Origin of the sequence: Pontibacter sp. MBLB2868, from assembly GCF_051904785.1 — a bacterium.
Taxonomy (GTDB): Bacteria; Bacteroidota; Bacteroidia; order Cytophagales; family Hymenobacteraceae; genus Pontibacter.
On the sequence record NZ_CP196710.1, the window covers coordinates 4,464,094 to 4,490,145 of the forward strand.

Here is a 26,052-nt window from a genome sequence, read left to right on the forward strand (position 1 = left end):
ATCTGTTTTTGACGTACTATTTTAAACGTACTGTCAGCTATGTGTTCTAATATTTTAAAGCATTGTTTGTTTTGCAAAAGTATAGAAGCTTTCAGTTATAATAGTAATACTATCAAAAAAGTTTATAAAACTTTTATTTTTTAATTTGAAGCGATCAATAAATAAAAGCCTGTACCTTTGCACTTTGGTTCTTCCGTTAGTGTTGGAAGTAACCAGGTATAAAATGTTACCATGAGATTTGAAGATTACCGTATCTCCGACGAGATAAAGAGAAGCCTGAGTAAGCTAGGCTTTAAAAAACCAACTGATATCCAATTCAAGGCTATTCCGCCTATAATGAAAGGGGAGGATGTATTGGCAATTGCCCAAACAGGTACTGGTAAAACAGCTGCTTTTGCAATTCCGGTGCTTGACAGGCTGCAGTTCAGTAAAAACCGCAAACGCGACGATGGCATAAAGTGCGTGGTGATGGTGCCTACTCGCGAACTGGCACTCCAGATAACCGAGGTGTTTAATGAGATCGGACATGGTACTCGCGTAAAAACATTTTGTGTGTTTGGAGGCGTGGAGCAGGGGCCGCAAATTGCAAAACTTGAGGAGGGAATTGATATATTGGTAGCCACTCCGGGGCGTTTGTTTGACTTGGTTAGCCAAGGGCACATTCATTTACACCGCGTAGAAGTGCTGGTGCTGGATGAGGCAGACCATATGCTGGACCTGGGTTTTATACATGATATCCGCCAACTGATCACCAAACTGCCCGGTAAGCGGCAGACGCTGTTCTTCTCTGCTACCATCAACGAAAAGATAAAGGAACTGGCTTATTCCCTGGTAAATAAACCGGTGCGTATCCAGATATCGCCTAAAGATCCTGTGGCTAAAAGCGTAGACCACTCCGTGATGTATGTCGGGATGGATGATAAGCGGTTTTTCCTGGAGCGGGTAGTAAAAGAAAATCCTGACAAGAAGATACTGGCCTTTGTGCGAACCAAAGTACGTGCAGAGCGGGTGGTAGCAGCCATGGAGCGTGTTGGTGTAAAAGCGATAAGTATACATGGCGGTAAAGAGCAAAAAGACCGTTTGGATGTAATGCGGCAGTTTAAGAAAGGCGATGTAAAGTTGCTGATCGCTACTGATGTGAGTGCACGCGGCATTGATATCCCTAATGTGGAGTATGTCGTGAATTACGACCTGCCGGAACAGCCTGAGAACTATGTGCACCGTGTGGGCCGTACTGGACGTGGTACTGAAAAAGGAATAGCCGTTAGTTTCTGTGCCCCTGAAGAGAAGCCTATACTTGACGAGATACAGAAATACCTGACCAAGGACATTAAAGTGCTGGAAGTAGATAAGGATGATTACGAAGCCACTATAGACTTTAGTGCTGAAGCTAAGTATGATTGGAAATCTTTGATCAAAGAGGCAGAAGAAGCTGAGAAGTCATTCAAAAAGAAAGGCAAAAAGAAAAAGTAAAAACTATAGTGGATAAAAAAGGCCAGGGCCTGTGCAGGATTTAATCCTTTTGCACAGGCCCTGGCCTTTTTAGTTTAAAAAATATTTAATTGGGTGTATTTATTTCTCGATGCTGTTGCTGCTGAACCACATTTTCTGATATACTTCGTATAATATAGTACAATAATTAAACTAATTAGTGTTGGCAAAAAAATACCAGCACCCAATTAAGAAAGGAGTACGTGATGAGACGAAGAAGAAGCGGAAGGGATCACCTTTCAGACATTTTTTACAACACTGGAGACATGAGCGAAAGGACTGTTAATGAAAGCTTCGGCTTTTCAAGAGAGTTTACGGACGCCACTAGCCAGGAAATGCTCGAAGAAGAGAGACTTCAGCGTAAACACAGATTGGAGAAAGAGCAGAGAATGGATCAAGGGACACAATACCCTAGCTGTGACCTATCTGAAAGACCTCCTCTGGGAACCAACAGACCTGATGCGATGTAACAAAATTATCTTTAACCAGAACTTACTGCTGCTCTTTTGGAGTGAGAAGGGGCTATGTTAAATTATGTAAAAAAAGGCTATGCCGCAGTTGCGGCATAGCCTTTTTTTACATAATTTAATTATCAACTAGTTCATGATTATAGCAACTGAACTGTCCAGATGTCAGCGAAGCTTACTTCGGACGATATGATGGAGTAGCCTCTTGGAGCAACTGCGTTAGAGCAGAAGTAAATTTCTTTGTTCGATCCGACGTGTTGTTAATTGGAAAAAGTAAATTTATTCACAGACTTATATATTACTTGTTTTGTGAGCTATGCTTTTCTTTATTTTATGTTAAGTTTTGACTTTACCCGTGGTTGCTTCTTATGTTTGTAAGTATTACTTTATCTATTCGGGCTCCATCCATGTCTACTACTTCCAGTTGGCTGCCATCAAGTATGATTTTATCACCGATGTGGGGCACCTGAGAGATGTGATGCAAAATAAATCCGGCCAGCGTAGTATAGATCTCTTTATTTTCCGGAATTATTACGTAGCCTAAGTGCTGGTTTAATTGCTCAATGGGAGTGATGCCGCTAATGAGTCTTGAGCCATCATCCCTTACATAAATATCTGGCTCGGTCTCTTCTTCTAAGTCTGATATGTTGCCAACTATTGCCTCCAGAATATCGTGCAGCGTAATAACCCCCTCTACAGCCCCATGCTCATCTACTACAATGCCGAGGTACTGTTTCTTTTCCCGGAAAAGACGAAGTGTGTTTACAGCCAGCATGTGCTCTGACAGGAATATGGGTTCTTTTAACACATTACGGATTTTAAATTTCGGATTATTTTTAAATGCAAAAAAATCTTTTGCTGTCAGGATGCCTTCTATATGATCTATGCTTCCCCTGCATACTGGGAATTTGGAGTGCGGGCTTTGCAGTATGATTTCATGTATAGTGTCGAAAGACATGTTGATATCAATCCAGTCAATGTCAGTACGAAGAGTCATGAGGTTGTGGTTTCGCTGATCATAGAGGCTGAAAATGTTTTGATGGATCTGCTCCTCCTCAGACTCAAGCACCCCTTCGCGGCCAGCAATACGTAACATGTGCCGCAGTTCTTCTTCTGTTACTGTCTGGGCTTCTTTTTTTGGGTTGATGTGTAATAGCTTAATAAGCAGATTAGTGGATCCGGATAACAGGCGAACTATGGGATAAGTAACCGAAGTAAAGAACCTGATAAATGGAGCGACTATCAGGGCAGTGCCAAGCGTGTTGCGTAGTGCAACTGTTTTCGGTATCAGTTCTCCCACTACAATAGTAAAATAGGTGATCAGAACTACTAGCAGTGTGATAGATATTTCGGAGGCATAAGGGGCTAGTCCATCTATTTTACTGATATAGGGTTTAAGTTCATCTGAAAGTGTAGTGCCCCCGTAAGCGCCAGCTATAATACCAATCAGGGTAATGCCAAGTTGTATGGATGAGAGAAAGTTTTCAGGATGCTTGTGTAGCTGTAGTATGATTTCCGCTCTTTTGCTTCCATTGATTGCACGGTGTTCTACAGAGCTCTTTTTAACTGAAACCAATGCTGTTTCTGACAGGGCAAAGAACCCGTTTAGCAGAGTAAGTATAATAATAACGATGATCCCCATGTAGTGCAGGCTGGCCAGTTTTAAGTATACTGTAGCAACTGCCACAAATGTTATTGTTTTGGATATCAAGCACAGCAACTCATGAGCTTGCCAAATTATTATCAGGCGTCGGGGATAAAGAACTTTAAGATTTTGTAAAAGAAGTTGCGGTTGTCTGCTACAATGCGGTACCCAAGTTCAAAAAGGCTGTCAGCAAACGGGATGCCGTGGTAAAGCTGGAGCCAGGTATTATTGCCTCCAATGGACAATAATTCGAATACGGCTTCAGCGCCATATAACCTTCTATAGTAAGTGATCAGGTAAACCGACTTTTGAAATTGTTCTCTACTGACCCCAAAGTAAACAGGTGGCACCTGCTGGAAAGGTGTGTAATCAACTTCTTCAGCTGTTATTTGCTTCCATTTATTTACCCAATACAAGCAAAACGCACATTCGCCGTCATAGACCAGGATCGGTTTTAAAGCAGATGTACTATAGTTGCCGTTTGCATCAGCAGCGCTTCCTGGTTCAACTATCACTTAATTTTATTGATGGCTGGTTGTTTCTTCAGAACTATTTTCACATCCATTGTATCCTATCGCCGCATTGATAGGACACCAGCGAACTATAGCGGTTGCGATCGGAATCAAACCCAGTGCTGCCAAGGCTTTTACATTATAGTATGCTCCTATGCCTACTAAAGCAAGGCCGGCAAGCACGCGCGCTTTTTGCTCCATTACACCTACGTTGCAATCCATTTGATCTAATTGTTTATTGTTTACATAAAATTATACTTTTCTAAACATGGAAAGTTAAACTGTAAAGCATAAACCTTGTAGAACCAAGATGTAGCAGGGGTGAAAGAGATATTATTGTGTGTTACCCGATAAGTGCCAATCAAAGACCCTTACACTAAAGTTGCTGATCAGCTTTTTTAAGTTCTTTTAAATAAGCAATAAGATTATCTAAGTCTTCTTTAGGAAGGTGATCCTCTTTAAAGGCAGGCATCATGCCCAGCCCGTGGCGCACCTGGTACCTGATCATGAAACCTGGGAGGGGTTTATTGTTAAGCGAAGGAGCCAGCCCTGCAGTGCCACCAGGATGGCATTTCTGGCAGTGCGATTTAAACACTGCTTCTCCTTTAGCTACTGCTGGATTCTCTATCTGGAGTGGTGCAAACATAGGTACACCTCTACGGGCTGTTCCACAATTGCTTAAAGAGAGCAGGAGGAAGAATCCTGCTACAAGTATCGTTATTCTTATCATTGGTTTTCCGTTTTAGAGATCTTCCAGATAACTCCTGTTTTAAGTATGGGAGTAGGGCCGTTTTCCCCTGTTTCCATTATGCCGAAGTCAACAATATACAGGCTTTGCCCATCCGGAGAGAACTTAAGACCAACGGGGCGTTCCAGTCCGCCGGTTTTTAACTTAGAAGCTGGTGCTACCTTTTTTCCTTTATTAGCTGCAAACTCGGTCACTGTGCCATTTTCTACATCAACCCGCACCACTTTGTACCCCACAGGGGCTAATACCTTGCCTACACCCGGAGCCATATCTCCGAATTGTGCGATAAACGCCTGGCCTTTGTATCCAAAGCTATCGCTACGTGAAAAATCAAGCCCATTGGAGGAGGAGTGCACACCTAGTGAAGCTGTAGGGCTGGGTGGTTGATTTGGATGATCTGCCAGCACAGCTTTTGGCCCCTTCTCACCTGGAGGGGAGAACTTATCCCCGTCAAAGTTAAGGTGCCCCGAAAAGTCAGGCCAACCATACCATTGCCCCTGCTTTACCTGCCACAGGTAATCGCCGGTTCCCCAAACCGGACGACTACCACGCACATCGTAGCCATTATCGCTTACATACAGCGTTCCTGCCGCATTGAAAGCCAGACCAAACGGATTCCGGAAACCCCAGGCCACCAGTTCCGGCTCTCCTCCCTCTGGAGAAATTCGTAAAACTGAACCGGAGCACGGGACGCTTCCCTTCACAATCTGTCCTTTGGTTGTGGGAGTGCCATAAGGAGAAAATGCGCCAGTGGTTTGTACTTCGCTTTCAGGCCCCAGGGGTATCTCGCTGGTATAATTCTGCCCGGCAAGTATAACGTCTTTGCAAGGTATATCATGAAAGTCAGGATGACGTTTTAACCAACCAAAATCATAATTATCAGGGCCTACTACGCCCGAGTTGGTAGCAGTTCCCAAACCGAAGTATAAATACCCATCAGGGCCTACAACAGGGCCGTTGGTATGATGATCGCCTTTGGTAGGCAGGTCATCGATCAGGCTGCTGATGGTGCCGTTTGGGCTGATGCGGAGAATTTTACCACCTTCTTTCTGGCCGCCTTCTGCCACATAGAAATAACCTTTTTCGTAAGTCACCCCGGTCCAGGGACCGTTTTTTTGTCCGGTGGCAACGGTTGCAAGGCTGCCATCCGGCTCTACCCGAAGTAGTTTAGGCTCCAGGAAAACCTCCCCGTAGGCGTACCCGGCCTCTATTACATATATCCGACCCTGAGCATCAAAAGCTATACTTGTCGGAAAGGTAAGCCCTGTGGCTACTACCTCTGCTGTGTAACCTGCCGGTAATGCAATGTCATTTGGGTTAACAGGTCTGGCATCTGTGCGAATACTGCCTTGGCCACCACCATCCGAAGGTAATATGCGGTAGCAGCTGCAAAGGCTCAGCAATAAAATAATAGCTATTACCTGCGGACTTCTTGTCATAGTTTTAATTATCAGAATTTTATTCTAAATTATATCTTCATAGTTCACTACGGTGAGGGTAACACGTTGTTCATGGCAAACAGTTTTGTACCTATACAGCAGCATTTAAAGCAGTATAAATTTCTGTTGGAGGCGCTTTTGTGGGTAATAGGCATTGCGGTAATGGCGCTCATGGACCCCCGAGGAACTCACTTGTTCAGTTTCTGCCCCTTTAGTTGGCTATGGAAAAGTGCTTGCCCGGGATGTGGGCTGGGGCACGGAATAGCGTACCTTTTTCGGGGAGAATGGCATGCCTCCTGGCAGGCTCACCCTTTGGCATTGCCCGCAACGCTTATGTTACTTTGGCGTAGCGCACAATTGATTTACTGGCAACATAAACATATAAAATCTCTAACCATAACATGATATAATGGCTAACATTTTGCACCTGATGCCGGACTTAGAACCGGATGAAATGAATTATGTACAGACGCTTGTGCGGGATATGTCGGAGGAGCAGGCACGACAATTTGCGAATATTTACCGGGCACGACGCCGGGAGCCCATGCTTATCCTGGTAACCACAATAATCGGTTTTTTTGGTGTGGCAGGCATTCAGCGTTTTGTTATCGGCCAAATAGGTTTGGGTTTACTATACCTGTTTACTGGCGGCTTATGCGTGATCGGAACTATCATAGATCTGATCAACTACAGGAGGCTTGCCTATGAGTACAATGTAAAGGAGGCGCAACAGGTAATTGCCATGATGCAGTACTAACACAGAGTTTTAACGGAAAGTAAATTAAAATTTTGCAAGAGCTGTACAGGCAGAGGCGAAGGAATTAGCCTCTGCCTGTACAGCTCTTGCTATTACTGCACTTTTACAAAGTTACCACGGTAGTTGTTAGTGCCGTTACTGAGGAGTAAGTGGTAAACTCCTGCCGGTAACGATGAGATGCTGATGCTTACATTAGGAGTTGTATCAAGCTGCTGTTGCCAAACTTTCTGGCCGGCTGTGTTATAAATGAAAGCGGTTGTAGGAGTAAAGTTAAGGTCACTCACGTTTATACTGCCGTTTGCCACCGGGTTTGGGTAAAGTGCCGGAGTCTCTAAAGCAGGCACTTTAAGTGCCGTATTTTGCTCGTTACTGATGACCTGCTCCAGTGCCCAATCCTGAGGGTCCACTTCAATGCCTGTTACGGTGCCAGTCACGTTTACAACAAAATTCTGGTTCGGCCTGGAGTGTGTCACACGAATGGTGGTGTCTCCGGCTGTTGTTATGACCTTGTACTCCATATCTGTTTTAAAGAACGTAGTGCTTCCGCTACCTTGTTGTTTTGTTGCTAAGAGTAACCGATCATCCTCCTGGTTCCACTGCAACTGAAAGACCGGGAAACCTTCGCCGGAATACCACTGGTCGAAGAAGTAGCCCAGGTTCTTGCCTGTAGTTTGCTCCGCAACCTGTTTAAGGTCTGCTGTAGTAGCAGTAGCCCCGCCATACTGTTGCTGATAGTTCTGTAACACCTTGAAAAATAGCTTATCATCATTTATCTCAAAACGGAGCATGTGCACTACGCTGGCTCCTTTCTTGTAGGTTAAACGATAATCAAAGATTCTGTTTACATTTAGGGTATCCGGTACTTTTACTGATCCGTTGGGGCGTTGCAATGCCAGATCATGCGCATCATGTATCCACTGCCTGGAAAAATCAGGTTCAAACCGTTCTGAAGCCAGGTACTCCGCGTAAGAGGCAAACCCTTCATTGAGCCAGATATCTTGCCAGCTGGCGCAGGTAACATTGTCTCCGAACCACTGGTGGGCCAGTTCATGTGCTGTAAGCGTGAAGGTGAAGGTAGCTTGTGTGGTCATGGTCTGGTGTTCCATGCCGCCTCCCATTGGAGCCATGCTGTGCCCATACTTCTCTTTATAAAAAGGATACAAACCAAACAACTCAGAGAAATGCTCTATAAAGCCTGGAGTTCTGTCCATCTCCTCCTTGAAATAGCTTAGTGCGCCGCCGCTGTATACATAGTTAAGTATAGGAACCGGGGATGGGGCGCCCGACGGATTAGCGGACTGCAGGTACTCATCGTAGTCAGACACTGCTACCGAGACCAGGTAATAGTCAATGGGGTATCGGGACTTCCACTCATAGCGCTTTTTGTTGCCTGGTAAGTTAACGACACGGGTAAGTGACCCATTGGAGCCTACTTTATTCTCAGCACTTGTCGTGACAAACACATGTACTGAATCAGCCTTATCTGTAAGTACTTGTTTTGTAGGCCACCATTCGTAAGCTGCATAGGGTTCGCTTAAGCTCCATGTTACGTGCGGGCCCCATTTCCACTCTTGTGCAGTGTTGAATCCATTGCCTATGGCCGCCGCATTGTCGTTGGGTGCTGTTCCTTTATAGTATATGATGGTAGTGATAGTTGCATTGGCATTAAGGGAAGTACTAAGGTTGACGGTAACATCGCTGCCTTTGCGGTTTATATTATGTGCGCGTTGCCCGTTAATCAGTACAGAGTCGATCTGGAAGTTAGGGTGAAGCTCGAAAGCAAAAGTATTGAAGTTGCTTGCTTTTATTTTAGCAGATAAGCGCACATTTCCTTCTATATAAGTGCTATTGCGTTCCAGGTGCAGGTCCAGCTTGTAAAAGGTCATGTCGTAGAGGTTCATGAGCCGCTGATGTTCGGGAGAGGCTACTGCCTGTCGTTGCGTTGCGCTTATACGACTAACGGCGCAACTGCTGATTTCCTGGGCATGAGCACTAAAATGAAGTATGGCAAAGAGTATAAAAAAAGCGAATACCTTAAAAAGTGTGCATGTTTGGTTCAAATAGCGCATTGAAAGCATCAGGTTAAGGTGAAGTGAGTATGCTGTTGCTGTATTTTAAGAGTATATAATACGAATATTTGCTCGTGTAATTGCAGCTTGAAGTAAAATAATTTACGAAGTGGATCTTTAATTTTGGTTTTTCTCCTCCATTTAACCCTTCGCACGTGCTTTCATTCCCAATTATAACATGGGGTGTTCAGTGTTAATTATTGAAAACAGTAAACAAAATCAGTATAAAGTTTAGTCTCATTTAAGTAGGCTGCTTGTGCTTTTATTCTGAATATTTTTAACGGCATTATAATTAAAATAGATGTCCATATTTAGAGATGTGTCTAAAAGTCTGAATTCCAAATATTAAGCCTTTTTTATGAGCCTCGCATGAGCTTTAGGTAACACACTTTTTTATCAATATTCGGCTATATAATCCTGTTTCGCCTCTCCTGTTATAATAACACAAGATGTTGGGTTAAAAGCCTGTATGGGATGCATTATATTGATAAAGTTATATTTAACTAATAAAGTATACAGGGCTTCATAAATTGCATTTATTTAATATAGCTCAAAGCATATTCTTATTTGAAATGTTGCAGGCCAACAAGAGTGCTTTAAAAAAGGTTGATTTGGCAGTTTTTAAGCCTTTATTTTATCTTGTGTTAAAATATGGCATTTTAAGATTTGTGTATTTATAAGTATGTGTCAAAAAAAAAGTGTGATTTGAGAAGACTGACTTTGGGTTTAATGAAAAATAGTTATATTTGAGATATTATCTATTTACAATAAACTATTATCTAACCTAAATCTAGTAATTATGAAGAAGAGTTTACTCTTTAGTCTCTTCCTTGTGCTTGCTGTTGCCGTACAGGCATGGGCACAACAAGGAAGGACAGTAAAAGGTCGTGTAACGTCTGCCGCAGATGGTACATCCTTGCCTGGTGTAACAGTGCTGTTGGAAGGTACAAGTATTGGAGCCAATACTGACGCACAAGGGCAGTATAGCTTAACATTTCCTGCAGCTGCAGGAAACACACTTGTTTTCTCTTATTTAGGCTTTGCCACGAAAAAGGAAAACATTGGCACAAAAACAGAAATAGACGTTCAGCTACAGCAGGCAACCCGAGAAATTTCGGAGGTTATTGTAGTTGGTTATGTGGAGCAGGATGTGAAAAAAATAACAGGTTCTGTTGCTACAGTAAATTCTCAAGTAATTGAGCAAGTTCCGATTGCCACATTTGATCAGATTTTACAAGGACGCGCACCTGGATTACAGGTTTCGGCAAGTTCTGGTCAGCCAGGTGCAACAGCCAGAGTACGTATCAGAGGTAACGGATCAATCAACAGCTCAAACGATCCTCTTTACATCATGGATGGTGTGCCAATAGATGCAAACGTATTTGCTTCTATTAACCCTAATGATATTGAAAGCGTGAATATTCTTAAAGATGCTGCTTCAACATCAGTTTATGGTTCACGTGCGGCTAACGGTGTAATTGTAATTACAACTAAAAGAGGTAAGGCGGGGAAAACCAAAATTAACTATAGCGGCCAGTATGGTGTTTCGGTGCCTACAAGAGTGAAGTTTGATATGATGAATACAGCTGAAAAAATTCAATTTGAATCATATCTTGCTACGAAAGGCATCTATAAAGGCGCAGTTGGTTCGTTGTATCAGCAGTTGGCACAAGGAACAATTTCTCAGGCTCAGTTAGATAACCGTGTTTCAGAGATTGCAGCAATAAATACTGACTGGAGTGATGTATTTTTCAGAGAAGGTAAAACACAAACACATGAAGTAAATGCAAATGGTGGTGACGAAAAAACGCGTTTCTATATTTCAGGATCTTACTTCGATCAGTCAGGTATTGCGCTTCGTTCAGATCTTGAACGCTATAGTGGTCGTGTGAATATAGATCATGATACAAAGGGCAAGTTCCGCTTTGGTGTGAATGCTTATGCGGGCTACTCTACTTCAAACTTCATTGAGTCTGAAGGTGCTGTTGCTTTGGCAAACCCATTTGCTTCGGCTTACCTGAATAACCCTTACGAACGTGTTCGTGACCCGGAAACAGGGGAGTTCCTTTTAGGCGCTACGGGAATGAATGTTGTTGAAAGAAATGAAACGACAACTAATGACCGTAATGAGCTTAAAGTGATAAGCAACGTTTATGGTGAATTTGATATTATGGACGGGTTAACCCTAAAGAACCTAACTGGTATTGACTACCGTACTCGTGAGTTTGAGCGTCTGGTTCAGCCTTTCACAAGAGCAGGTAACAGTTCAACAGGCAAGCAGGGTAGCTTAAATCAAGCATCTAACTATAGAACGAAACTTATCTCTACTACTACTTTAAATTATAACAAAGCGATAGGTGATCTTCACTTCCTTGATATATTAGTAGGTGGTGAGGTAAACAAAGAGATCTTCAAGAGTACTACTTATACAGGCTATGGCTTGAATGCAAAGATATGGAGCCCGGCAGGCATCTCTCCTGGTACTCCTGACAACGGTTTCATTCCAGTAGTGGGTGGTACAAATTCAGAAAGTGCGTTGGTATCAGCCTTCTTTAATGGTAACTACACTTATAACGGAAAGTATAACCTGAGCGCAGGTCTTCGTAGAGATGGATCGTCACGTTTTGGAGAGAACAACAGATATGCAACATTCTACTCAGTAGGTGCTGCCTGGAATATCTCTGAAGAAAACTTCATGAAGAACTATAGCTGGATTGACAATCTTAAATTGCGTGCTAGTTATGGTACTGCTGGTAACCAGGAAGGTATTGGGGATTTCCAGGCTCTTGGTACTTATTCAATTGTTAGCTATGACGGAGCGCAAGGTATTGCTCCAACAACTACTCGCCCGAATAACCCAGATCTAAAATGGGAGGTTCTTACAAGTGCTAACGTTGGTTTAGATTTCTCATTCTTTGACAGAAGAATCTCTGGTAGCCTTGATGTTTATAATAATGTTACAAGCGATCTGTTTATTGACACGCAATTATCAAGGACTTCTGGTTTTGCAACTTTGACCAGAAATGCTGGTGAGATGAGAAACAGAGGTATTGAAGTTGGGCTGAATGGAGATGTAATCAGAACTTCTGATTTTGTGTGGAGCCTTGGTGTTAATTATGCCTATAATGATAATGAAATCCTTGACCTGTTCCAGGTGGAAGAGTTTGAGCAGGGTACTTCAATTATCAGAAAAGGATTGCCACTAGGTACGCATTATATACCAACATATTTAGGTGTTAACCCTGCCAACGGCGATGCACTTTATTTAGGTGAAGATGGTGGTGTTGTGAACGATTATGCTCTTGCAGCTTATAATACTCACGGTACGTTCAACCCTCCTCATACTGGTGGTTTTAATACGTCATTAACTTATAAAAACTTTGATCTGTCTGCTTTCTTTTCATTCGTGCAGGGCAATCAGCTTTTCAATAACAACACGTTCTTCCTGACGAACCCTGCCTTTGGCCAGTATAATCAGCAGACAATAATGTTGACAGCATGGGATAAGCCAGGCGATATTACTGAGATTCCACGTGTTGATGTGCCTAGAAACTTCAGCACATTTGACTTAGAGGACGGGTCTTATCTGCGTTTCAGAAATGTGATTCTAGCATATAAGCTTCCTGTGTCATTAATCGAAAAAGCAAAGCTAAACAGAGCTAGAGTTTTTGTACAGGCTCAGAACTTATTTACAATCACAAAGTTCACTGGCTTCGACCCAGAAATTGCTAATAACATTTTACAGTTTAACTATCCGGTTCCAAGAACTTATACTGTAGGTATAGACATCAGTCTTTAGTCCTTAAACTGTAAAAATTAAAAGAGAAAATTAAAATGAAAGTATATAAAAACTTTAGATATGTAGCTCTTTCATTAGGGCTGCTCTTTGCCACATCAGCCTGTGATAGCATGCTGGATGTACAACCAAAGGATGAGCTAGTTGCTGATATAGCTTTAGAAAACCTGAACGATTTTAAGCTTGCTTTAAATGGAGTTTATTCAGGTTTAACTTCGGGTAGCTATTATGGTGCAGCCATGGAAATTGACCTTGCTTACGTAAGTGATAATGCCAGACGATCCACTGATAACAGAGGTCAGGGAGCTGAGCTTTATAATTATACATTCAATGCAAGCACAGGTGATATCTCTGCTATTTGGGCAGCTGTTTACCGGGTGATTGATAGAACGAACATTATTCTTACAAGAATTGATGAAGTTGAAGGTTCGCAAGCTGAAAAAGATCAGATAAAAGGAGAGGCTCTTGCTGCACGTGCTTTAGCTTATCATGACTTGGTAAGGCTTTATGCAAAACCTTATGATGCAACCCCGGATGCAAGCCACATGGGTGTGCCGATTTTGCTTGAGTCGAAAATTAGTGAGCCTGCACGTAATACAGTAAAAGAGGTTTACGATCAGATCAATGCTGACTTGCTCGCGGCTAAAGGTTTGCTGCAAGATGCCTCTGTGCCAACAAGGTTTACAACAGCTGCAGCTAATGCATTGTTAGCCCGTGTTGCTCTATATCAGAAGAACTATGCTAAAGTAGTGGAGTATTCTACTGCTGCTTTAAGTGCAAAAGGAGTAGCTAATAAATCTACTTTTGCAAATATGTGGGAGCAGGGTAACGCTGCTGGAGAGGCATACTTCAAACTGCCTATGCCAGTGGGTAGTTCTAGAGTAGGAGAGGCTTTCTATGAAGTGGCCTTGAACACAGCTTTCATTAATCCTACACAAGACTTGTTGGCTTTATACAACAAAGATGCTGACGTTAGGTATACATCATACTTTACAAATATTCCAGGTCGTGAGGCAGGAGAGAATATCGTAACAAAGTATACTGATCCAAATGCATCTAATACAGGTCTAAGTGATATTGTGCTTCTTAGAGCCGGCGAAATGTTATTATCAAGAGCTGAAGCGTACGCTAATTTAGGACAGAATGATCTTGCTCTGGCCGATCTGAATGCACTTCGTGCAAACCGAATAGAGGGCTATACAGCTGTAACCGACTTAACGGGCCAGACACTAAAGGATGCAATTATTACTGAAAGACGTAAAGAACTTGCTTACGAAGGTCATCGCTATTTCGATATTAAAAGGCTAAACCTTACGCTTAGCAGAGGTGCTGATTGTTCAGCAGCTCCTCAAAGCAACTGTACTATTCCTGCAGGCAATTTCCGATTTACGTTCCCGATTCCTCAGGATGAAGTTTTTGCCAATAAAAATATTGTTCAAAACGAAGGCTACCTTCAGTAACATTTAGTTGAGTATTAGAATGAAAAAGATAAATAAATTATTTGCAGCAATGCTATTCATAGGTGTGTCAGTTTTTTCACTGACTTCCTGTGAAGAAGAAGAGTTTTTCTATGATGGAGAAAGCTTCATAAACTTTAAATCCACCACTTTAAATACAGTTGAAAATAGATCCACTATTTTAAGTGTGCCTGTATTTCTATCTACTAACTCACATCCAGGTGATGTAACCGCTGAAATAGAAATAAGCGGAGGTGCAAAAGAGGGTGTAGATTATACAATTGTTGAGGGTAAAACCCTTAACTTTCCTGCGGGGGTGTACTCTGACACTGTGAAGATCAGGATGATTGATAATGAAAAAGTAGATGGAAATAGAGATGTTGTATTAACTCTGAAAAGTAATACTGCAGGGTTTAATCTTGGCTATCCTGGACCAGAGCATACAAACAGTTCTGTTAGTGTAACCATAGTTGATAATGACTGTCCTTTGGATGCATCTAAATTTACAGGAGATTTTGCAGCTAAGTACACTGATACTTCTGATAACTCAGTTTATAATGATCAGTCTACAATAACTCCAGACGCCAATGATCCTACTGCTTTTACAATAAGTAATTTCTGGGGTGAAGGGCTGCCTGCGAAGGTTAAGTTTGATGTATGCGCAGGAACAGTCTCAATACCATCACAGCAGTTCTCAAGTAACTTCTATGGTTATGGCCCTGCAACACTAACAAGCGTAGCTCCTGTTGGGACTTTCTCAGAGTCGAAAGGTAAAATTACAGTAACTTTCAATATCAGAGTAAGTGCCGGATCTTTCGGGGTACATAAAGCGGAATTCACAAAGTTATAAGAAGCTTAAATGCTTATTAAGTTAAAAAGGCGAGGGTTTTCCTCGCCTTTTTATTTTTAAGTAAAATGCTAGAAATAATGATAGAGTATAGAAAATGACTAAATTGTATGTAAAGAATTAAATAAAAAGGGAATGCTAAAAAATAGAGCTATACTTTTGATAGGTGCAGGATGTTTTATCTCCGGCGCTTTTACATACAAAGTCGCAGAAAGCAACATCACCGTCAGTATGCTGCGTGATGCCCAGAAACTGATCGGGTTAAACTTTACAGATGCGCAGCTGGATTCCACTATCACAGAGTTAGAGGGGTTTCAGGAAAATTATGAAGCACTACGGAAGCAGGACCTGCCAAATAGCGTTGCTCCAGCCTTAGTTTTTAACCCGATTCCTGTTGGTTATAACTTCCCTACTGAAAAGCAAGGCTTTGAAGTAGCTAGGCCAGAAAAAGTAAAGCTGCCTAAGAACCGGGATGAACTTGCCTTCTATTCACTTCCGCAATTGGCTGAGCTAATTCGAACACAGCAGATCAGTTCCGAAGACCTTACCAAATTCTACCTGGCAAGGCTAAAAAAGTATGGCCCGGCTTTAGAATGCGTTACAACATTAACTGAGGACCTGGCAATGCAGCAGGCACGCAAGGCTGACCAGGAGATAAAGGCTGGTAAGTATAAAGGAATTTTACATGGAATACCTTTTGGCGTAAAAGACCTGCTGTCAACTAAAAAGTACAAGACCACCTGGGGGGCTATGCCTTATAAAGACCAGGTAATTGACGAGGATGCTACTGTTGTGCAGCGCCTGCAGGATGCTGGTGGAATATTAGTTGCTAAAACAACTCTTGGTGCCCTGGCGATGGGTGATGTGTGGTATGGAGGTAAAACCCGAACGCCTTGGGATATAAACAAAGGATCCAGTGGTTCGTCTGCCGGTTCTGCAGCTGCTGTTGCCGGGGGCTTGCTGCCTTATGCCATAGGCACTGAAACACTAGGCTCAATTGTATCGCCTTCTACTGCATGCGGCACAACAGGATTGCGTCCTACGTTTGGCCGTGTAAGTAGACATGGGGCTATGGCGCTTAGCTGGTCTATGGATAAGATCGGCCCGATTGCTCGATCTGCTGAGGATTGCGCTATTGTGTTCAATGCCATTTATGGCCCCGACGGTAAAGATCAGTCTGTATATGATGCACCCTTTAACTATAACCCTGCTATTAACGCTAAAAAGCTTCGGGTAGGTTATCTGAAAAGCGACTTTGAACGCAGCTATGGGTTTAAAGAAAATGATCAGGCTGCCCTTGCTGCCTTGCGCAATGCAGGTATAGAACTGGTGCCAATTGAGCTTCCGGACTTGCCGGCGAGTGCCTTAACACTAACTATATCTGTGGAGGGTGCGGCCGCTTTTGATGAACTGACCCGAAGTGGGCGTGATAGTTTACTAGTAGCACAGCATAAAAATGCATGGCCGAACATTTTCAGAGCTGGCCGCTTTATTCCGGCAGTTGAGTACCTGCAGGCACAAAGGGTTCGAAATCTACTTGTGCAGCAGATGCAGGAGAAACTGAAGGATATAGATATGTATATAAGTCCTTCGTTTGCCAGTAACAACCTGGTAGTAACAAACCTCACCGGGCATCCTTGTGTTGTAGTACCAACAGGCTTTCAGAAAAATGGCATGCCTACTACCATTACCTTCATGGGTAAGTTATTTGGAGAAGCAGAAGTGCTCACATTTGCCAAATTCTATCAAGGCTTAACTCAGCATGAGGAGAAGCATCCAAACATGAATTTCAACCAGAAGAAGAAATCATAATTATAACCGCCGCCTGTGAAGAACCCCTGAACAGCCGGCGGTTTTTGCTTCATGCTGTTTGTTTACTTACTTTGAGTATAATCTAAATCAACTACCTATATCATTATCAAATTGAATATGTTGTTCAAAAGAAAAGCTTTAGCCCTTGTAGGGTGGCTTATGCTTTGCGGCAGTGCATTGCATGCACAGGATGGTAAACTGACGCTTAGTGTAGAGAAAATCATGCGCGACCCTAAATGGATCGGCACATCACCTAGCAATATCTTCTGGTCCGAAGATGGTAAAAAGATATATTTCTACTGGAACCCGGAGGGCAACAAGAGCGACTCCTTATATAGTGTGTCCGCTGACGGAAAAAATATCCGGAAGGTAAGCGCGCAGGAACGCAGAAACCTGCCTGCTCAAAATGGAGAGTATAATAAGGCTGAGTCTAAAAAGGTGTATGAGAAGAACGGTGACATCTTTTTATATGATATTAAGTCCGGGAAATCTCAGCAGATAACAAATACTGTAGAGCGTGAAAGCAACCCTGACTTTAGCTTTAATGAGCAGAAAGTCACTTATGTGAAAGATAACAACCTGTTTGCCTGGAGCCTGGGAACTGGTCAGACGGTACAGTTGACAGACTTTAAAAAAGGACGTAAACCAGCAGATGAAGGTAAGAATGCACAGCGTGACTGGCTTAAGGAGCAACAGTTATCGTTGCTGCAGATAGTCCGGGAGCGGGAGGAGAAGAAAGATGAGCAGAAAAAACAACGTCTTGCCGAAGCGCCAGCCCGGCCAAAGGAGATCTTTATTGAGGATAAGTTTGTAAATGATGTTACGCTTAGCCCGAATGAGCAGTTTATAACTTACCAGCTCATTACACGTCCTAAAAATGCCAAGGTAGCTATTGTGCCGGACTATGTAACGGCGTCCGGTTATACCGAAGATATAAATACTCGTACCAAAGTTGGCGATGCGCAGAGCACATATGAGTTTTATGTGTATGATACGAAGCGTGACACAACGTATGCTGTGCTAATGAATGATGTAGAAGGCATCAACGATCAGCCTGCTTACCTGCTAAGTAAAAATGCGGAAGCAAGCACGGCTAAAGGCGCTGCTGATGGCAAAGCTAAGAAAGCTGAAGTGAGACCTACGGTAATTTACGGCCCATTCTGGTCTGAGAATGGAAAGTATGCCGTTGTGGTAGCCCGTTCACAGGATAATAAGGACCGTTGGGTAATGAAGCTGGATCCTGCCTCAGGTAAACTAACGGTATTGGATCGTCAGCGTGATGAAGCCTGGATAAATGGTCCGGGTATTGGCTACGGACCAGGAGACATTGGCTGGATGCCGGACAATGAGCATGTGTGGTTCCAGTCGGAGGAAAGTGGTTATTCTCATCTGTATAGTGTAAATGTAAACAGCGGTAAAAAGAAAGCGCTAACAAGTGGCAAGTTTGAGGTGTCGGATGTGCGTATGTCTGACGATAAAAAGAACTTCTACTTTACTGCTAACAAGGTTCATCCTGGTGTGCAGCACTTTTACCGCATGCCGGTACAGGGTGGAGAGATGGTACAGCTGACAAGTATGACCGGTGCCAGCGAAGTAAAGGTGTCGCCGGATGAAAAGAACCTGGCTATACGCTACTCCTTTAGCAACAAACCATGGGAATTGTTTGTGATGGATAACAAAAAGGGTGCAAAGCCAAAGCAGGTTACCCATTCACTCACCGATGAGTTTAAGTCATACGACTGGCGTGAGCCGGAGGTGATCAGTTTTAAGGCCAAGGATGGTGCAGACGTTTACGCGCGCCTTTACCGCCCTGAAAAGCCTGAGAATAATGGCCCTGCTGTTGTGTTTGTGCATGGTGCCGGTTACCTGCAGAATGCGCACAAATGGTGGAGCAGCTATTTCAGGGAGTATATGTTCCATAATTTTCTGGCGGACCAGGGGTATACTGTGCTCGACGTAGATTATAGAGGTAGTGCCGGTTATGGGAGAGATGTTCGTACAGGTATCTATCAGTTTATGGGAGGGAAGGATTTAAGTGACCAGGTAGATGGTGTTAAATACCTCGTGGAGAAGTATAATGTGGATCCGAAAAGGGTGGGTATCTATGGAGGCTCGTATGGAGGCTTTATTACCTTAATGGCCATGTTTACAGAGCCGGATGTGTTTGCTGCCGGTGCAGCGCTCAGGTCAGTAACCGATTGGGCGCACTATAACCACGGCTATACTTCTAACATACTTAATACACCTTACACAGATAGTACTGCCTATGCTAAAAGCTCCCCGATCTATTATGCGGAAGGATTAAAAGGGGCTCTTTTAATTGCCCATGGTATGGTAGATACAAATGTTCATTTCCAGGATGTGGTGCGGCTGACGCAGCGCCTGATAGAACTCGGTAAGGATAACTGGGAACTTGCAGTTTACCCTGTAGAAGATCATGGTTTTGTAGAACCGTCCAGTTGGACAGATGAGTATAAAAGAATCTTTAAGTTGTTTGAAGAAAACCTAAAGGCCCAAAAATGACGGGTTTAACCTAGGCTTATACTTAAACGGTGCAGAAAAGTTGTTTCTGCACCGTTTTTTTTTATTTATACTTTTCCTGTAACATAGGGTGCATTAAGGTGGGCTTATGATTCCAAATAGTGACTTAAGGGAGGTGTATTGTACTATCTTTAGCGTATGCATTAACCTCTATTTTATATAACATTACCTTTCCGTGTGTCAAAATCATCTTAAATTTCAATAATACAATGTTTAGACATTATTTGTTAGTGCGCTGCTATTAGTTGTAATATATGGGTATGAGATTGCCTATATAGTAAAACGTGATTCTTGTAAATTACCGCTATCTCACTTTAAACTGCGATTTTGGTAGAATAATATTTTGGTATAAAAATTTTAGGATATGAATTTTACAGATATATTTGGCAACTAATTATTATCAAACTAACCAATTATTCTAATCTAACTTTATGAGAAAAGTTCTATTGTTGAGCTTTGTTCTGTTGTTAGTGCTCTCAAATGTAGCACTAGCACAGAGTCGGGCCATCTCAGGTAAAGTACTTGCCGCTGAGAATGGTCAGCCCTTACCAGGGGTAAACATTGTCGTTAAGGGAACGACAACTGGTACTTTTACCGCAGGGGATGGTAGTTATACTGTTAACGTACCATCAGAAAATGCTGTCATTCTTTATTCTTTTCTGGGTTATATATCTCAGGAGATAAGCACAGCAGGAAAAAGCACGATCAATGTTACACTGAAAGAGGATTCAAAAACTCTGTCAGAAGTAGTAATCACAGGATACGGCACAGTAGTTAACAAGCGAGATGCTGTTGGTGCAATATCTCAGGTTGCTGCAAAAAACATTGAGAACAAGCCTATGCCGTCATTGGATAAAGCTCTGCAAGGACAGGCTGCTGGTGTATTGGTACAGGCAAACAACGGTATCCCGGGTGGTGCAATCAATGTGCGTATCAGAGGTGTTGGCTCTATTCAGGCAGGAACTCAGCCATTGTATGTAGTGGATGGAGTGCAGCTGAACGTACGTAGTGATGCTTCGTTTACGCAATCTAACCCACTGGCTTTCTTAAACCCTAATGATATTGCTTCTATCGAAGTATTGAAAGATGCCGCTACTGCTGCTATCTACGGTGCTCAGGCTGCAAATGGTGTTGTATTGATCACAACAAAAAAAGGTACAGCTGGCAAAACTAAGTTCAATGCTAGTGTTTACGGTGGTGCATCTTCTCCATTAAAGAAGCTGGATGTGCTTAACACACAAGAATATTTAGAGTTAAGAACTGAAGCGTATAACAACCGCTACCTGGATGGTCTTGATGCTAACAGACAATATACACTGGCTAACGAAATGCGCATTCCTAATGGTGCTACTTTAACACCTGAAGAAATTGCTGCACTTCCTACCTATGACTGGCAGGATGCTGTTATGCAGACTGGCAAAATTCAGAATTACGAGTTATCAGCAAGCGGTGGTAACGATAAGACCACATTTTATTTAGCCGGTTCTTATAACGTTAATGAAGCAATGTTTAAGAAAGTGGACTTTAAAAGAGGTACAGCAAAGATGGACCTGAGCCATAAGGCTACAGATAAGTTGTCTTTCACAACCTCTTTAAACTTATCTTCTTTCAGCCAGCAAGCACCTTTCTCTACGGATGGTTCTTTCTTAGGTAACCCGGCTTTCTCTGCGTCATTGATGATGCCGAGTAACAAGATATACAACGAAGATGGTTCTTACTTTGGCTTGCCAGGTAGCGGACAAATCTTCCCAAGCATCCTGAATCAGAACATTGTTGCTGTAAACGACTTCAACGAAGCCAATCAGACAAACAATTTCGTGGTGGGTAACATTTCTGCTACTTACGAGCTGGTACCAGGTTTATCATTTAAAACTTTCTATGGTTTAGATTACCGTATTGTACAGGGTAAATCTTATCGTGATCCAAGAACAAATGATGCCTATGCAAGAAAAGGCTTAGGCCAGGTAGAAAGCACCTGGAACACTAACTTCATCACAACTCAGACATTAAACTATAATAAAAAGATCAATCAGCATACAATCAATGCGCTGGCTGGTTTTGAGTACAAGTCTGAGGAGCAGCAGGGAATTTTTACTTCAGCAGACGGTTTCCCGTCACCTGAGTTCAGATTCCTTAACTCTGCCGCAAACCCGCTTTCTGCAAGTGAATTTGTTACAGAATTTAAGCGCATATCTGGTTTCGGACGTGTTAACTATAGCTTTGGTAGCAGATACTTGCTAGCTTTAACAGCTCGTTATGATGGTTCTTCACGATTTGGAGCTAGTAACCAATTCGGTTTATTCCCTTCTGTTCAGGTAGGATGGAATATCAAAGAAGAAGAGTTCATGAAGTCTGTTGACTTCCTGTCATTCCTGAAACTACGTGGTTCATTCGGTACTACAGGTAACGACCAGATCAGTAACTTTGCTTCAAGAGGTCTTTATGGCTCAGGTGCGCTTTACAATGGTTCAGCTGGTATAAACCCTACTCAATTACCTAACCCGGACCTGAAGTGGGAGAGAAATCAGACAATCAACGTTGGTCTGGACTTCGGCTTCTTTAACGATCGTATCGCAGGTACTGTAGAAGCTTACAACAGACTGAGCAAAGACCTTCTTTTAGACCAGCCAGTATCCTGGACAGCAGGTTACGGATCATTTACTTCTAACGTAGGTGAACTGCGCAACCGTGGTATCGAAGTTGAGTTAAGAACAGCGAACATCCAAACAGCTAGTGGCTTTAAGTGGAACACGAACTTCAACATAGCTCGTAACCAAAACGAAGTTCTGAAGCTTTACGGTGGCTTAGATGTGTTGCCATCTGATAACTCTATTCGTGTTGGATACCCTGTTGGGGCAATCTTTACGCAGAAATACGCAGGCGTAAACCCTGCTACTGGTAGACCAATGTTCTACGATATCAATGACAACATTGTATATACTCCGCTAAACGCTGACAGAAGAGTAATTGGCGATACACAGCCTGACTGGTACGGTGGATTAACGAACAACTTCCAGTACAAAGGATTTGAACTAGACTTCATGTTCCAGTATGAGTACGGTAGAATGCAGTCTGATGGTCAGCTTAACTTCCTGATGGAAAATGGTAACCGTTCATTCAATACACTGCAGTACTACTTTGATAACCGTTGGACATCTCCAGGTCAGATCACAAGTGTACCAAGACCGTTTGATGCAGGTGTTGAACCAGGTGGTGTAAACCATGTAACAGGCTCAAGCAGAACTTTCAATAAAGTAGATTATATCCGCCTGAAGTCAATAACATTCTCTTACAACGTGCCAGCTACATTCCTGAGCTTCGCAAGGTTAAGCAATGCTAAAATCTATGCGCAGGGTACTAACTTGTTTACTTATGATGATTACAAAGGCTATGATCCGGAATTCTTTGGAACAGCAACTGGTATCATCCCACAAAGCAAGAATTATACTGTAGGTCTTCAGCTAGGATTTTAATTAATTAAGAAAAAGAAAATGAATACTAAATATAAGTTCTCATCAATAGCGCTACTCGCAGCCGCTTTAACTTTCTCCTCTTGCGAGAAAGCTCTAGAGGTAACGCCTAAGCAGTCTGTTGATATCGCTACGGCATTAAATTCCAGAGAGAACGTTAATGCTGCCATAATAGGGGTGTATTCCCGCTTCAAGTCTGCCAGAGTTTACGGCAGAGATATGATTGCTTTTCCTGAGGCGTTGGCTGATAACGGCCGTTATACAAACAAATCAGGTAGATTAGCAAATGAGGCCCGTAACCTTCATGGTGCTCACTTTAGCAACTGGCAAAACTATTACTATGCCATTAATGACATCAACCTGGCGCTGGAAGCAATTCCACAGTTGAATGTTATTCCTGCCGTAACAGACGCAGAGAAAGACAACTGGGAAGGTCAGTTATACTTTATGAGAGCCCTTAGCTACTTTGACCTGGTGCGTATGTACGCTTATGATCCAGGCACTGGAAGTGTAGTTGGTGCAAATGATAAAGGTGGTGTTCCTTTGGTAACTACCGGCGTTAAAACCTTAGGTGACGCTGTGTTACGTTTGCCTGCCAGAGCATCAGTATCAGATGTTTATAAGCAGATCTATGCAGACCTGAAAGCGGCAGAGGCAAAACTAGGTAACCTTGGAACTTCTCCTGCAACTGCTAACAAGCAGGCTGCTCAGGCACTTCTTGCACGTGCGGCACTTTACAACAAAGATTACGCAACAGCAAAAGAATATGCTGATAAAGTGATCACAACCTCTGGTGCACGTTTGCTTACTGCAAGTGGCTATGTTAATGGTTGGAGAAACAGAATAAACCAGGAATCTTTATTTGAGGTAACGTTCACAATCAATGCTGAAAACATAGGCGTGAACGAGTCTTTACAAACTTCCTTTACAACACTAGTTGTGTCTGGTAACAGAAGTCAGACAGGTGGTTTTGGTGACCTGGTACCAACAAACACGTTACTTGCTGATCTGGGTATAACAGTTGCAAGTAATGGAAACAATGCGGCCAGTATCACTGCCCGCACCACTGATGTTCGTAACCAGTTATATGAGTTAGGAACTACTGGTCGTGGGGTTCCTTATGTAGAAACAACTAAGTACTTTGGCAAGAATGGATCTATCAACCTTGATAACGTTCCGTTGATCAGAATATCAGAGATGTTCCTGATCAGAGCTGAGGCAATGTCAACTGTTGGATCTCCAGTGTTTGATGAAACAGCTGCTCGTCTTGATCTTATAAAGATTAAAGAAAACAGGTATTCTGATTATGCAGGCTCAACAAGAGCTACGGCTGATTTAGCTTTGACTGGAGCTGCTTTGAGAAATGAGATCCTACGCCAGAGAAGAATAGAGTTCGCTTTTGAAGGACATCGTTTCTTTGACTTAAAGAGATTAGGTATGGACCTGGTGAAGTCACCTCACTACTCTAACGTGCCTTTCACAGATTACAGAATTTTGCCTTCTATCCCAACAAGAGAGATTGACGGTAATCCAAACTTAGTTAACAACTCAGGCTATTAATTTTCAATAGAAAAGTCATGAAAAAAATATTTTTAGCATTCTTAACATTCATCGCTCTTGCCACAACTTCGTGCATAGAGAATGAGGATATCGTTCTGAAGCAGGACTTTGTGGAGCTTGATGCTGCTACATACAACTCAAACGCGCTAGATAAGGATTATCCGGTTATTTCGAGAAAGCCAACTCCTGGACGTCAGGTATACACTGCAACAACTAATGGTTGGCCAGCAGATCCGTCTATCAACAGAACCTCTGGTACAGTTCAGCTACGCGTTAACCTTGTAGGGCATCAATCAGATGTTGCACAGGAACTGACTTATGTGGTTGTACCAAATGAGACCTATGCGAGCGGTACTATTAATGCGGATGCGGCTGTGCAAGGCACTCATTTCAACGTGTCAGGCAAGGTAACAATACCTGCAAATTCTAGCTTTGGCTATATTGATGTAGAGATATTGAATCCAGGGACTGCTTTGGCTACAGAGAAGTTAATTGTTCTTGAACTGGCGGGTAATGATAAATTAAAGCCTAACCCATTAGACAAGAGAGTAGCTATTCTGATCAATAAAGGATAGACTAATTCTTTATCATTAAACAAAGAAGGCCACCCGTTTGGGTGGCCTTCTTTGTTTTCAAAAGCTATACACTACCGCCACCCCATCATACAAACCAGTCCTGACGGGAAGTAACGACAAGCGTGAATCATGCTTGTGCAATTCAGGAACCAATATGCCTATGCTTGTGCCGATGGCATAGCCTAAAATATTATCACTTAAAAAGTGCTTGCCGGCTTTAAGCCTGAGATATCCTACTGCTACAGGAACTGCAGCGGCAGCCGTCCATACATAGGGTGCTGCAGGGGAGTCTGGGTTAAGGTCATGAAACACTTTTGCCACAAAAAAAGTAGCGCTTGCTGTAGCCGCAGTGTGCCCGGCATAAAAAGAGTTGGTGGCATATTTATGTAACCTGGCATCCAATGGGGCATCTTCAGCATATACATTAGGGCGCTTTCGATCAATAAGACCGGCGGTTAATGCGTAAAGTCCACCCGCTATCGACATGGCCTCTCCATACATCATGTATATTTCAGGGGCATGATGCTGTACGTCCTGATCGAGGAGCAAGAACAGGGGGGCAACAAAAGAGCCGTAAAAAGGGATGTTGCTGGCAGTTTCAGCAGAGGCACTGTAATTGCCGGCGGCAAAGCGATCAAACCTATTGACATCATCTGTAGAAAGACTTGCCAGATCCTGTTCCGTGAGTCTGGGCTTATTTGTAATCAGCGTACTGCCAACTACAGTGGCTCCAATACCTCCTGCAGTTATAGCCCCGTCCTTAACCCAATCAATTTTGTACGGAAAAGTTGAGGACTGTGCAAATGTGTTGCTATGGCAGCAGCATAGCAACAGAACCCATAGCAGCAGCACTTTCCTGATCATAA

Annotated in this window: 18 protein-coding genes; 11 read left to right on the forward strand and 7 right to left on the reverse strand. The window is 42.8% G+C overall.

Annotated features, from left to right (window positions below):
* Positions 1–231 precede the first annotated feature (231 nt).
* A complete protein-coding gene (locus tag ACSX1A_RS19165; protein WP_439881248.1) occupies positions 232–1,473 on the forward strand; it encodes a DEAD/DEAH box helicase in 1,242 nt (413 codons plus the stop codon).
* A gap of 834 nt (positions 1,474–2,307) precedes the next feature.
* Here the strand turns inward: ACSX1A_RS19165 and ACSX1A_RS19170 are convergent.
* From ACSX1A_RS19170 to ACSX1A_RS19190, 5 genes are all read right to left on the reverse strand, one after another.
* Complete coding sequence (locus ACSX1A_RS19170) at positions 2,308–3,645, reverse strand: hemolysin family protein (protein WP_439881249.1); 1,338 nt, start codon at positions 3,643–3,645, stop codon at positions 2,308–2,310.
* 56 nt (positions 3,646–3,701) lie between these two features.
* Positions 3,702–4,118 carry a thiol-disulfide oxidoreductase DCC family protein gene (locus ACSX1A_RS19175; RefSeq protein ID WP_439881250.1) on the reverse strand — a complete coding sequence of 139 codons (417 nt, stop codon included), beginning with the start codon at positions 4,116–4,118 and terminating at the stop codon, positions 3,702–3,704.
* Between the two features lie 6 nt (positions 4,119–4,124).
* Positions 4,125–4,337 (reverse strand): YgaP family membrane protein, encoded by a 213-nt coding sequence (locus ACSX1A_RS19180; protein WP_439881251.1) that lies wholly within the window; start codon positions 4,335–4,337, stop codon positions 4,125–4,127.
* A 154-nt stretch (positions 4,338–4,491) separates the two neighbouring features.
* Positions 4,492–4,845 carry a c-type cytochrome gene (locus ACSX1A_RS19185; protein ID WP_439881252.1) on the reverse strand — a complete coding sequence of 118 codons (354 nt, stop codon included), beginning with the start codon at positions 4,843–4,845 and terminating at the stop codon, positions 4,492–4,494.
* The gene (locus ACSX1A_RS19190; protein WP_439881253.1) at positions 4,842–6,302 is read right to left on the reverse strand and encodes a PQQ-dependent sugar dehydrogenase; all 1,461 of its coding nucleotides are present in this window, start codon (positions 6,300–6,302) and stop codon (positions 4,842–4,844) included. Before ACSX1A_RS19190 ends, ACSX1A_RS19185 begins: the two co-directional genes overlap by 4 nt.
* Positions 6,303–6,473: 171 nt before the next feature.
* Between ACSX1A_RS19190 and ACSX1A_RS19195 the strand changes: the two genes are divergently transcribed.
* Complete coding sequence (locus tag ACSX1A_RS19195; RefSeq protein WP_439883572.1) at positions 6,474–6,707, forward strand: DUF2752 domain-containing protein; 234 nt, start codon at positions 6,474–6,476, stop codon at positions 6,705–6,707.
* A 4-nt stretch (positions 6,708–6,711) separates the two neighbouring features.
* Positions 6,712–7,059, forward strand: coding sequence for a TM2 domain-containing protein (locus tag ACSX1A_RS19200; protein ID WP_439881254.1), 348 nt, complete (start codon positions 6,712–6,714; stop codon positions 7,057–7,059).
* A 92-nt stretch (positions 7,060–7,151) separates the two neighbouring features.
* On the opposite strand, the gene ACSX1A_RS19205 is transcribed toward ACSX1A_RS19200, so the two are convergent.
* A complete protein-coding gene (locus ACSX1A_RS19205) occupies positions 7,152–9,128 on the reverse strand; it encodes a M1 family aminopeptidase (RefSeq protein WP_439881255.1) in 1,977 nt (658 codons plus the stop codon).
* A 799-nt stretch (positions 9,129–9,927) separates the two neighbouring features.
* Between ACSX1A_RS19205 and ACSX1A_RS19210 the strand changes: the two genes are divergently transcribed.
* From ACSX1A_RS19210 to ACSX1A_RS19245, 8 genes are all read left to right on the forward strand, one after another.
* On the forward strand, positions 9,928–12,927 hold the full coding sequence (locus tag ACSX1A_RS19210; RefSeq protein ID WP_439881256.1) for a SusC/RagA family TonB-linked outer membrane protein: 3,000 nt from the start codon (positions 9,928–9,930) through the stop codon (positions 12,925–12,927).
* A gap of 35 nt (positions 12,928–12,962) precedes the next feature.
* Positions 12,963–14,384, forward strand: coding sequence for a RagB/SusD family nutrient uptake outer membrane protein (locus ACSX1A_RS19215; protein ID WP_439881257.1), 1,422 nt, complete (start codon positions 12,963–12,965; stop codon positions 14,382–14,384).
* Between the two features lie 19 nt (positions 14,385–14,403).
* Positions 14,404–15,231, forward strand: a complete 828-nt coding sequence (locus tag ACSX1A_RS19220; protein WP_439881258.1) for a Calx-beta domain-containing protein — start codon at positions 14,404–14,406, stop codon at positions 15,229–15,231.
* 132 nt (positions 15,232–15,363) lie between these two features.
* Positions 15,364–17,040, forward strand: a complete 1,677-nt coding sequence (locus tag ACSX1A_RS19225; protein ID WP_439881259.1) for an amidase — start codon at positions 15,364–15,366, stop codon at positions 17,038–17,040.
* Positions 17,041–17,157: 117 nt separating this feature from the next.
* On the forward strand, positions 17,158–19,563 hold the full coding sequence (locus ACSX1A_RS19230; protein WP_439881260.1) for a prolyl oligopeptidase family serine peptidase: 2,406 nt from the start codon (positions 17,158–17,160) through the stop codon (positions 19,561–19,563).
* A 449-nt stretch (positions 19,564–20,012) separates the two neighbouring features.
* Complete coding sequence (locus ACSX1A_RS19235) at positions 20,013–23,054, forward strand: SusC/RagA family TonB-linked outer membrane protein (RefSeq protein ID WP_439881261.1); 3,042 nt, start codon at positions 20,013–20,015, stop codon at positions 23,052–23,054.
* 18 nt (positions 23,055–23,072) lie between these two features.
* Positions 23,073–24,611, forward strand: a complete 1,539-nt coding sequence (locus tag ACSX1A_RS19240; RefSeq protein ID WP_439881262.1) for a RagB/SusD family nutrient uptake outer membrane protein — start codon at positions 23,073–23,075, stop codon at positions 24,609–24,611.
* A gap of 17 nt (positions 24,612–24,628) precedes the next feature.
* Positions 24,629–25,186, forward strand: a complete 558-nt coding sequence (locus tag ACSX1A_RS19245; protein ID WP_439881263.1) for a hypothetical protein — start codon at positions 24,629–24,631, stop codon at positions 25,184–25,186.
* 57 nt (positions 25,187–25,243) lie between these two features.
* On the opposite strand, the gene ACSX1A_RS19250 is transcribed toward ACSX1A_RS19245, so the two are convergent.
* Positions 25,244–26,050 carry a phosphatase PAP2 family protein gene (locus ACSX1A_RS19250; protein ID WP_439881264.1) on the reverse strand — a complete coding sequence of 269 codons (807 nt, stop codon included), beginning with the start codon at positions 26,048–26,050 and terminating at the stop codon, positions 25,244–25,246.
* Between the last annotated feature and the right edge of the window lie 2 nt (positions 26,051–26,052).

Excerpts from the sequence above, each read along its gene's own strand:
- ACSX1A_RS19165 (WP_439881248.1), top strand. The coding sequence starts at position 232 with ATGAGATTTGAAGATTACCGTATCTCCGACGAGATAAAGAGAAGCCTG.
- ACSX1A_RS19180 (WP_439881251.1), bottom strand. The coding sequence starts at position 4,337 with ATGGATTGCAACGTAGGTGTAATGGAGCAAAAAGCGCGCGTGCTTGCC.
- ACSX1A_RS19185 (WP_439881252.1), bottom strand. The coding sequence starts at position 4,845 with ATGATAAGAATAACGATACTTGTAGCAGGATTCTTCCTCCTGCTCTCT.
- ACSX1A_RS19190 (WP_439881253.1), bottom strand. The coding sequence starts at position 6,302 with ATGACAAGAAGTCCGCAGGTAATAGCTATTATTTTATTGCTGAGCCTT.
- ACSX1A_RS19195 (WP_439883572.1), top strand. The coding sequence starts at position 6,474 with ATGGACCCCCGAGGAACTCACTTGTTCAGTTTCTGCCCCTTTAGTTGG.
- ACSX1A_RS19200 (WP_439881254.1), top strand. The coding sequence starts at position 6,712 with ATGGCTAACATTTTGCACCTGATGCCGGACTTAGAACCGGATGAAATG.
- ACSX1A_RS19205 (WP_439881255.1), bottom strand. The coding sequence starts at position 9,128 with ATGCGCTATTTGAACCAAACATGCACACTTTTTAAGGTATTCGCTTTT.
- ACSX1A_RS19210 (WP_439881256.1), top strand. The coding sequence starts at position 9,928 with ATGAAGAAGAGTTTACTCTTTAGTCTCTTCCTTGTGCTTGCTGTTGCC.
- ACSX1A_RS19215 (WP_439881257.1), top strand. The coding sequence starts at position 12,963 with ATGAAAGTATATAAAAACTTTAGATATGTAGCTCTTTCATTAGGGCTG.
- ACSX1A_RS19220 (WP_439881258.1), top strand. The coding sequence starts at position 14,404 with ATGAAAAAGATAAATAAATTATTTGCAGCAATGCTATTCATAGGTGTG.
- ACSX1A_RS19225 (WP_439881259.1), top strand. The coding sequence starts at position 15,364 with ATGCTAAAAAATAGAGCTATACTTTTGATAGGTGCAGGATGTTTTATC.
- ACSX1A_RS19230 (WP_439881260.1), top strand. The coding sequence starts at position 17,158 with ATGTTGTTCAAAAGAAAAGCTTTAGCCCTTGTAGGGTGGCTTATGCTT.
- ACSX1A_RS19235 (WP_439881261.1), top strand. The coding sequence starts at position 20,013 with ATGAGAAAAGTTCTATTGTTGAGCTTTGTTCTGTTGTTAGTGCTCTCA.
- ACSX1A_RS19240 (WP_439881262.1), top strand. The coding sequence starts at position 23,073 with ATGAATACTAAATATAAGTTCTCATCAATAGCGCTACTCGCAGCCGCT.
- ACSX1A_RS19245 (WP_439881263.1), top strand. The coding sequence starts at position 24,629 with ATGAAAAAAATATTTTTAGCATTCTTAACATTCATCGCTCTTGCCACA.
- ACSX1A_RS19250 (WP_439881264.1), bottom strand. The coding sequence starts at position 26,050 with ATGATCAGGAAAGTGCTGCTGCTATGGGTTCTGTTGCTATGCTGCTGC.